Annotated in this window: 7 protein-coding genes and 1 pseudogene; 7 read left to right on the top strand and 1 reads right to left on the bottom strand. The window is 73.3% G+C overall.

Features of this window, described 5'->3' with window-relative positions; genetic code table 11:
• Positions 1–173: 173 nt before the first annotated feature.
• The 6 genes and pseudogenes from ACWCYO_RS18765 (at position 174) to ACWCYO_RS18740 (ending at position 6,313) form a co-directional block, all read left to right on the top strand.
• Entirely contained in the window at positions 174–1,727 is a 1,554-nt protein-coding gene (locus tag ACWCYO_RS18765) for a hypothetical protein (protein WP_270145895.1), read from the top strand.
• Between the two features lie 101 nt (positions 1,728–1,828).
• Complete coding sequence (locus ACWCYO_RS18760; protein WP_270145893.1) at positions 1,829–2,821, top strand: SDR family NAD(P)-dependent oxidoreductase; 993 nt, start codon at positions 1,829–1,831, stop codon at positions 2,819–2,821.
• Between the two features lie 73 nt (positions 2,822–2,894).
• Positions 2,895–3,596 (top strand): annotated as a pseudogene (locus ACWCYO_RS18755) (nucleotidyltransferase family protein); the annotation flags it as partial.
• Positions 3,597–3,721: 125 nt separating this feature from the next.
• Positions 3,722–4,639 (top strand): NAD-dependent epimerase/dehydratase family protein, encoded by a 918-nt coding sequence (locus ACWCYO_RS18750; protein ID WP_270145891.1) that lies wholly within the window; start codon positions 3,722–3,724, stop codon positions 4,637–4,639.
• Positions 4,636–5,331: a spherulation-specific family 4 protein gene (locus ACWCYO_RS18745; protein ID WP_270145889.1), complete on the top strand. Its 696-nt coding sequence runs from the start codon at positions 4,636–4,638 to the stop codon at positions 5,329–5,331. The genes ACWCYO_RS18750 and ACWCYO_RS18745 overlap by 4 nt, the downstream gene beginning before the upstream one ends.
• Positions 5,332–5,353: 22 nt before the next feature.
• Positions 5,354–6,313 (top strand): endo alpha-1,4 polygalactosaminidase, encoded by a 960-nt coding sequence (locus ACWCYO_RS18740; protein WP_270145887.1) that lies wholly within the window; start codon positions 5,354–5,356, stop codon positions 6,311–6,313.
• A gap of 54 nt (positions 6,314–6,367) precedes the next feature.
• On the opposite strand, the gene ACWCYO_RS18735 is transcribed toward ACWCYO_RS18740, so the two are convergent.
• The gene (locus ACWCYO_RS18735) at positions 6,368–6,571 is read right to left on the bottom strand and encodes a hypothetical protein (protein WP_270145885.1); all 204 of its coding nucleotides are present in this window, start codon (positions 6,569–6,571) and stop codon (positions 6,368–6,370) included.
• Positions 6,572–6,725: 154 nt separating this feature from the next.
• Here ACWCYO_RS18735 and ACWCYO_RS18730 point away from each other — a divergent pair, with 154 nt between their 5' ends.
• Positions 6,726–7,679, top strand: a complete 954-nt coding sequence (locus tag ACWCYO_RS18730) for an aldo/keto reductase (protein ID WP_449784823.1) — start codon at positions 6,726–6,728, stop codon at positions 7,677–7,679.
• Positions 7,680–7,704 lie beyond the last annotated feature (25 nt).

Here is a 7,704-nt window from a genome sequence, read left to right as displayed (position 1 = left end):
GGCACAGCGAGGTGGGCGCGTGAACGAGCGAAGCGAGCGAACCATCAACAGGTGCGCGTCCCGCTCAGCGGCCGCCGAGCACAGCGAGGTGGGCGCGTGAACGAGCGAAGCGAGCGAACCATCAACAGGTGCGCGTCCCGCTCAGCGGCCGCCGAGCACAGCGAGGTGGGCGCATGAGTGGTCCGATCCGCCTCGTACCGGACGAGGGCGGCTCCGAGCGGACGATGCAGCTGCGCACCCTGCCGCTGAAGCGCCGCCGACCCGCCCCGCCCCCCGAACCCGACCCCGCCGAGCGGCTCGGCCTCTCCGAGGACCCGCTGGACGAGCTCGCCGAGCGCCTGCACGACATCTGCGCCGACGCCGTCCACCCGTACGAGATCGCGGCCTTCCTGGAGTCCGACGGCCTCTCCGACGAGCAGGCCGCCCTGCTGTACGGCCGCCCCGACGCGTTCACCGTCGCCGAGGAGCTGTTCGAGAAGGTCGAGCGCCGCTACCCCGGCCCGAGCTCCGAGTTCGCCAACCCCTGGCGGGCCGACCCCTGGCGCTGCGTGGTGCGCGGCCTGGTGTTCGCCCTGCCCGGGCTCGGCTACCTGCTCGGCGCCAACCTGTTCGCGACCACCCGGATGCGCTTCGGCCTGCCCTCGGGCATGCTCGCGCTGTCCGTCGCCACGCTGGTCAGCTGGGGCTTCAACCAGGCGCTGGCGCACCGCGCGTACCGCTGGCTGGGCCGGCTGCGCCGCCGGGAGGCGGCGGTCTGCCTGGCGGTCGGTGCGCCGATCGGCGCGCTGCTGGCGTCCGCCGCCGCGTACGTGATCGGCGGGCCGCTCGGCGCGCTGTGGTTCGCCGCGGGGCAGTCCTGCTACCTGGGCGCGGCCACCGCGCTGCTGGTGCTCGGGCGGGAGAGGTTCCTGCTGCTGGCGCTCGCCCCGGCCTCGGTCGGCGCGGGCGTGGTGCTGGCGGTCGACGTCCCGGAGCCGGTCCGTACGGTGGTGCTGCTCGCCTCGGTGGCACTGGCGGTCGGCCTGGCCGTGCGGGAGCTGCTGGTCGCGGCCCGCGGCGGCGAACGGGACGGCGTGGAGCTGAGGCTGCCGATCCGCCAGGAGGTCCCGCACCTGCTGTTCGGACTGGCCTGCGGCGCGCTCACGCTGATCGCCGGCCTCGGCGAGACCATCCACCAGGCCGTGCACGCCGCCTCCCACGTCGTGCACGCCCACCCCGGACCCGCCCGTCCGGCGGCCGAGGCGCGGGCCACCCCCACCGGCCCGGCCATGATCGCGCTGACGCTCAGTCTCGGCCTCGCCGAGTGGCTGCTGTTCCGCTACCGGGCGATGGCCGTGGCCGCGCTGCGCACCAGCCACACCAGCGGGCAGTTCACCCGCCGCACCGGCGGGATCCTGCTCGGCTGCCTGTTCATCTACCTCACCACCGTGGCCGCGCTGGACGCCGCCGCGACCGTGCTGTGGCCGGGCGCCCCGTCGCTCGGCGTGCCGCAGCTCGGCGCGATGCTGCTCCTGGGCGGCTCGCTCTGGCTGGCGCTGCTGCTGAACGCCTTCGGGTTTAGCTGGAGCACCGCCCTCATCTGTCTGGCCGCCGCGGTCGCCGAGAGCGTCGGGCTGCTGACCGGTGCGGACCCGATCGTCCTGCAGCTGATCGGCTGCGGGACGGCCGCACTCGTCCTCACCGCCACCGCCGGGCCCGCGCTCGGCCGCACCACCCAACACCGCTGACACCTCAGCACTGCTGAAGGTCCAGCCCCAACCGAGAACACCACCGGCCGGCCGGCACAGAGCGTCGTGCCGTCCCCGTAGATCGAGAAAGCGAATCCCGCATGAGCAGCGTCGCGGTTACCGGAGCCGAGGGCTTCATCGGCTCCCACCTCGTCGAGACCCTGGTCGCCGACGGGCACCACGTCCGCGCGATGGTCCAGTACAACTCGTTCTCCTCCTTCGGCTGGCTGGAGACCCTGTCCGAGGAGGTGCTGGACTCGGTCGAGATCGTCCTCGGCGACGTCCGGGACCCGGGCTCGGTCAACGGCCTGGTCAAGGGCACCGAGGCGGTGTACCACCTGGCCGCCCTGATCGCGATCCCGTACTCCTACCGCGCCCCCCACTCGTACGTGGACACCAACGTCACCGGCACCCTGAACGTGCTGGAGGCGGTGCGCCACCTGGAGATCCCGCGCCTGGTGCACACCTCCACCAGCGAGACCTACGGCACCGCACAGACCGTGCCGATCACCGAGGACCACCCGATCAACACCCAGTCCCCGTACGCCGCCTCCAAGGCGGGCGGGGACCGGCTGGCCGACAGCTACCACGCCAGCTTCGAGACCCCGGTCGTCACCCTGCGCCCGTTCAACACCTTCGGCCCGCGCCAGTCGATGCGCGCCGTCATCCCGACCGTGATCGCCCAGGTCGCGGCCGGCCAGACCGAGATCACCCTCGGCGACCTGCGCCCGACCCGCGACTTCATGTTCGTCAAGGACACCGCCAACGCCTTCCGCACGGTGGGCACCGCGCCCGCCGAGACGGTGGTCGGCCGGACCTTCAACGCCGGTACCGGCGGCGAGATCTCGGTCGGCGACCTGGTCACCCTGGTCGGCAAGCTGATGGGCGTCGACCTGGTGGTGAAGGAGGACGAGCAGCGCATCCGTCCGACCAACTCCGAGGTCATGCGGCTGGTCGCGGACGCCACCCGGCTGCGCCAGGCCACCGGCTGGGCCCCGCGGTTCACCCTGGAGCAGGGCCTGGAGCAGACCATCGAGTTCTTCCGCGACCCGGCCAACCTGGCGCGCTACAAGACCGACATCTACAACGTCTGACCGCCGCACCGACCATGCTCGTCCCGGTAACCAAGGTTCGTGGCCTGCACACCATTTCCGTGGGGGAAACACCATGCACGCAGTGATCCTGGCCGGCGGTAAGGGCGTCCGCCTCCGCCCGTACACCACCGCGCTTCCCAAGCCGCTCGTCCCGATCGGCGACCAGCACGCGATCCTGGAGATCGTGATGCGCCAGCTCGCCGCCGCGGGCTTCAAGACCGTCACCCTGGCCATCGGCCACCTCGGCCACATCATCCGCGCCTACGTCGGCAACGGCTCGCAGTGGGGACTGCGGGTCGGCTACGCCGTCGAGGACAGCCCGCTCGGCACCATGGGCCCGCTGCTCACCATGCAGGACCGCCTGCCGGAGCACTTCCTGGTGATGAACGGCGACATCCTCACCGACCTGGACTTCGCCGGTGTGCTCAAGCACCACGAGGCGTCCGGCGCCCCGCTGACCATCGCCACCTACGCCCGCCAGGTGAAGATCGACTTCGGGGTGCTGACCACCGAATCCGGCACCATCACCGGCTTCCAGGAGAAGCCCAGCATCGACTACCGGGTCTCGATGGGCGTGTACGGCGTCTCCCGCGCGGCGCTCGCCAAGTACACGCCGGGCCTGCCGCTGGGCTTCGACGAGCTGGTGCTCGACCTGCTGGCTGCCGACACCCCGCCGTCCTCGTACGACTTCGGCGGCTACTGGCTGGACATCGGTCGCCCGGACGACTACGACCGGGCGAACGCCGAGTTCTCCTCGATCCGCCCGGTCCTGATGCCCTTCGAGTCGACCGTCGCCGTTCCGGGCGTCGCGGAGCTGCCGGTCCCGGCCGCCCGCACCGCCCGGCAGGACGCGGCCGAGGAGCCCGCCGCCGCGGGTGCCGAGAGCGACGGACGGGCCGCGTGAGGATCCTGCTGCTCGGCGGCGACGGCTTCCTGGGCCGTCACGCCTCCGCCGTCCTGCGGTCACTGCCCGGGGCCACCGTGCTGACCGCGGGCCGGCGGCCCGCCCATGACCTCCGGCTGGACCTGGGCACCGCCCAGGCCGGCCCGCTCGGCGAGGAACTGGCCGCGCTGGCCCCCGACGTGGTGGTCAACTTCGCCGGCGCGGTGGCCGGCAGCGCGGTCAAGCTCGCCGAGGTGAACGCCCGCGGTCCGGCGGTGCTCTGCGAGGCGCTTTCCCTGGGCGCCCCGAAGGCCCGTCTGGTGCACATCGGTTCGGCCGGCGAGTACGGCGTCTGCGCGGAGGGCGAGTCGCTCACCGAGCAGGCCGACGCCCGCCCGGTCGGCGTGTACGGCGCGACCAAGCTGGCCGGCTCCCTCGCGGTGGCCGGTTCCGCGCTGGACGCGGTGGTGCTGCGGGTGTTCAACCCGGTCGGCCCGGGCGCCCCGGCGGGCTCGCTGCCCGGCCGGCTGGCGGCCGAGCTGCGCCGGGTGGCGCCCGAGGGCGCCGACGGCGTGGTCACGGTCGGGGACCTCTCCGCCTACCGGGACTTCGTGGACGCCCGGGACGTCGCCAGGGCGGTCGGTCTGGCCGTCGCCGCCGACGGTCCGCTCCCCCGGGTGCTCAACCTCGCCTCCGGGCGGGCCCGGCCGGTCCGGGCGATCGCCGACGGCCTGGTCGCAGCGTCCGGCTTCACCGGCCGGATCGACGAGAGCGGGGCGGGCTCCGAGCGCTCGGCCGGGGTCTCCTGGCAGCAGGCCGACGTGTCGGCCGCCGCCCGGGAGCTCGGCTGGCACCCGGAGACGGACCTCGCCGACACCCTGCGCGACCTGTGGCTCGACACCGCCGGGCCCGCCCCGGCCCCGGTGGTCGCATGACCGCCGGGACCACCCCCGACGGCCGCCTGCTGGTGCCGCTGTACGTCCACCCCGCGGTGGACCCGGCGGCCTGGCGGGCGGTCGCCGCCGCCGACCCCGCCCGGATCGCCGCCGTGGTGCTCAACCTCGCGGACGGTCCGGGCGAGGCGCCGGACCACGTCTTCGCCGAGGCCGCCGACGAACTCCGGGCGGCCGGCCTGCCGTTGGTCGGCTACGCCGACACCGACTACGGTCGCAGGCCGCACGCGGCCGTGGTCGCCGACATCCTGACGTACCGTCAGCGCCACGGCATCACCGGCGTGTACCTCGACCAGGTCGCCACCCACCCGGGCGCGCTGGCGCACTACCGGCGCCTCGCCACGGCCGCCCGGGCGGCCGGCTGCGGCACCGTGGTGTTCGGCCACGGCGAGCACCCGGACCCGGGGTACGCCGAGGTCGGCCTGGCCGACCTGCTGGTCACCTTCGAGGGCGACTGGGACGCGTACCGCGCCATGACGCTGCCGCTGTGGACCGGCCGCCACGCGGCCTCCCGCTTCTGCCACCTGGTCTACGACGTCCCGGCCGAGGCCGCCCGGGACGCCTCCGCACTGATCGCCGCCCGACGAGCCGGCGTCGGCTGTGCCGTACCGGGTGCCGGGGAGAACCCCTGGCGCACCCTGCCCCACGGCCTGACCGCCGCTGAACTGACCTGACCCGATCCGGAGTTGGACTACCGTGAACCGCCGCAACCGGCTGCTGCCGGCCGCCATCGCCTTCGCCACCGTCACCGCCCTGCTGGTCAGCTCGTGCAGCAGCTCCGGCTCGGAGGACGACCAGGACTCGGCCGACGGCACCCCGAGCAACTCACCCACGGCCACCGCGCCGAGCGCTCCCGGCACGCCCACCGCCCCCGGCACCACCTCGGCCCCGGGCACTCCGGGCGGCACCACCGCCCCCGGCACCCCGCCCGGTGCCACCACCCCGCCGCCGGCCGGCACCCGCTGGCAGCCCACCCCGGGCCTGGCCTGGCAGTGGCAGCTCGGCGGCACCGTCGACCAGTCGGTCGACGTGCCGGTCTACGACATCGACGGCTTCGAGAACGACGCCTCGGTGGTCGCCGCGCTGCACGCCAAGGGCCGCAAGGTGATCTGCTACATCAACGCCGGCTCCTGGGAGGACTTCCGCCCCGACTCCGCCGCCTTCGCCAAGGCCCTGCAGGGCTCGGACACCGGTTGGAAGGGCGAGAAGTGGTTCGACATCCGCAAGCTCGACCAGCTGGAGCCACTGATGGCGACCCGCTTCGACATGTGCAAGAACAAGGGCTTCGACGCCATCGAACCGGACACCATCGAGGCCTACAACCAGAACAGCGGCTTCCCGCTGACCCCCGACGACCAGCTCGCGTACAACCGCATGCTGGCGAAGCTCGCCCACGACCGCGGCCTGGCCATCGGCCTGAAGAACGACCTGGACCAGATCCCCGCGCTGCTGCCGGACTTCGACTTCGCGGTCAACGAGGAGTGCTCGCAGTTCGACGAGTGCGACCGGGTCTCGCCCTTCATCAAGGCGGGCAAGCCGGTCTTCCACGTCGAGTACAAGCTCGACACGGACCAGTTCTGCGCCAAGACCAAGGCGCTGGGCTTCAGTTCGATGCAGAAGAAGCTCGACCTCAACGCCTGGCGCAAGCCCTGCTGAGGACGGCCTCTTCCGTCGCGCGGGTGACCCGGGCCGGGGTCACCCGCGCGAGGGTCACTTGACCGCCAGCCAGACGACGGCACCCAGGACGACCAGGGCGACGACGGCGACCAGCGCGATCACGCCGGTGCGGCTGCCGCTCTTGCCGCTGCTGCCGTAGGTGGAGACGGAACCCGGTGCCTGACGCGCCGGGCTCTCGTCGACGAACGCCCGGAACATCTGGGTGCTACCGGCGGGGTCGTAGTCGTTGTCAGCCATGGCACGGACTCTAACGAATCCGCCCACCTCAGGCACACCCCGGACCCCTCCTCCGGCCGACGGACCACCCGGGCGTGCGACGGCGGTACGACGGGATCGTGAAATCAGCGTGATCGACGGAATGCGCTGTCGCACAAGCGGGTTGACTGCGGCCATGACCGGAAACCACAGCCGGGTCCCCCTCGGCACCTCCGACCTGTCCGTACACCCGCTCTCCCTCGGCGGCAACGTCTTCGGCTGGACGGCCGACGAACAGCAGTCCTTCGCCGTGCTGGACGCCTACGCGGCCGCCGGCGGCAACTTCGTCGACACCGCCGACGTCTACTCCGCCTGGGCGCCCGGCAACACCGGCGGCGAGTCCGAGACGGTCATCGGCGACTGGCTGCGCAGCCGGGGCAACCGGGACGAGATCGTGATCGCCACCAAGGTCGGCATGCACCCCGACGCGGGCGGCCTGGGCGCCACCAACATCAAGGCCGCCGCCGAGGCCTCGCTGCGCCGCCTGGGCGTGGACCACATCGACCTGTACTACACCCACCGGGACGACGACACCCCGGTCGAGGAGTTCGTGACGGCGCTGGACGAGCTGGTCCGCGCGGGCAAGGTCCGGGCGGTCGCCGCCTCCAACATCTCCGCCGAGCGGCTCGCCGAGGCGCTGGCCTTCGCCGAGCGCGAGGGCCTGGCCAAGTACGTCGCCGTCCAGCCGCACTACAACCTGGTGTCCCGCTCGACCTTCGAGGGCCCGCTGGCCGGGGTGGTCGCCGAGCACGGCCTCGCCACCGTGCCGTACTACGCGCTCGCCTCCGGCTTCCTGACCGGCAAGTACCGCCCGGGCGGTGCCGGCGTCGACAGCGCCCGCGCCGAGGGCGCCGCCCGCTACCTGGCCGATCCGCGTGGCCCCAAGGTCCTGGAGGCGCTGGACGCGGTCGCCGCCGAGCACGGTGTCGAGCCCGCCAGCGTCGCCCTGGCCTGGCTCGCCGCCCGCCCGACGGTCGCCGCCCCGATCGCCAGCGCCCGCACCGTCGACCAGCTGCCCCCGCTGCTGGTCGGCGCCACCCTGGAGCTCACCCCGGCGCAGACCGCGCTGCTGGACGAGGCCTCCGCCTGAGCACCCGACCGGCCCCCGACAGCGG

It is taken from the genome of Kitasatospora sp. NPDC001683, assembly GCF_053596495.1.
The sequence above is the reverse complement of the archived record's forward strand: the minus strand, read 5'-3'. Positions and strand labels throughout refer to the sequence as shown.

Coding starts and splice junctions, on each gene's coding strand:
- ACWCYO_RS18765 (WP_270145895.1), top strand. CDS start 174: ATGAGTGGTCCGATCCGCCTCGTACCGGACGAGGGCGGCTCCGAGCGG.
- ACWCYO_RS18760 (WP_270145893.1), top strand. CDS start 1,829: ATGAGCAGCGTCGCGGTTACCGGAGCCGAGGGCTTCATCGGCTCCCAC.
- ACWCYO_RS18745 (WP_270145889.1), top strand. CDS start 4,636: ATGACCGCCGGGACCACCCCCGACGGCCGCCTGCTGGTGCCGCTGTAC.
- ACWCYO_RS18735 (WP_270145885.1), bottom strand. CDS start 6,571: ATGGCTGACAACGACTACGACCCCGCCGGTAGCACCCAGATGTTCCGG.
- ACWCYO_RS18730 (WP_449784823.1), top strand. CDS start 6,726: ATGACCGGAAACCACAGCCGGGTCCCCCTCGGCACCTCCGACCTGTCC.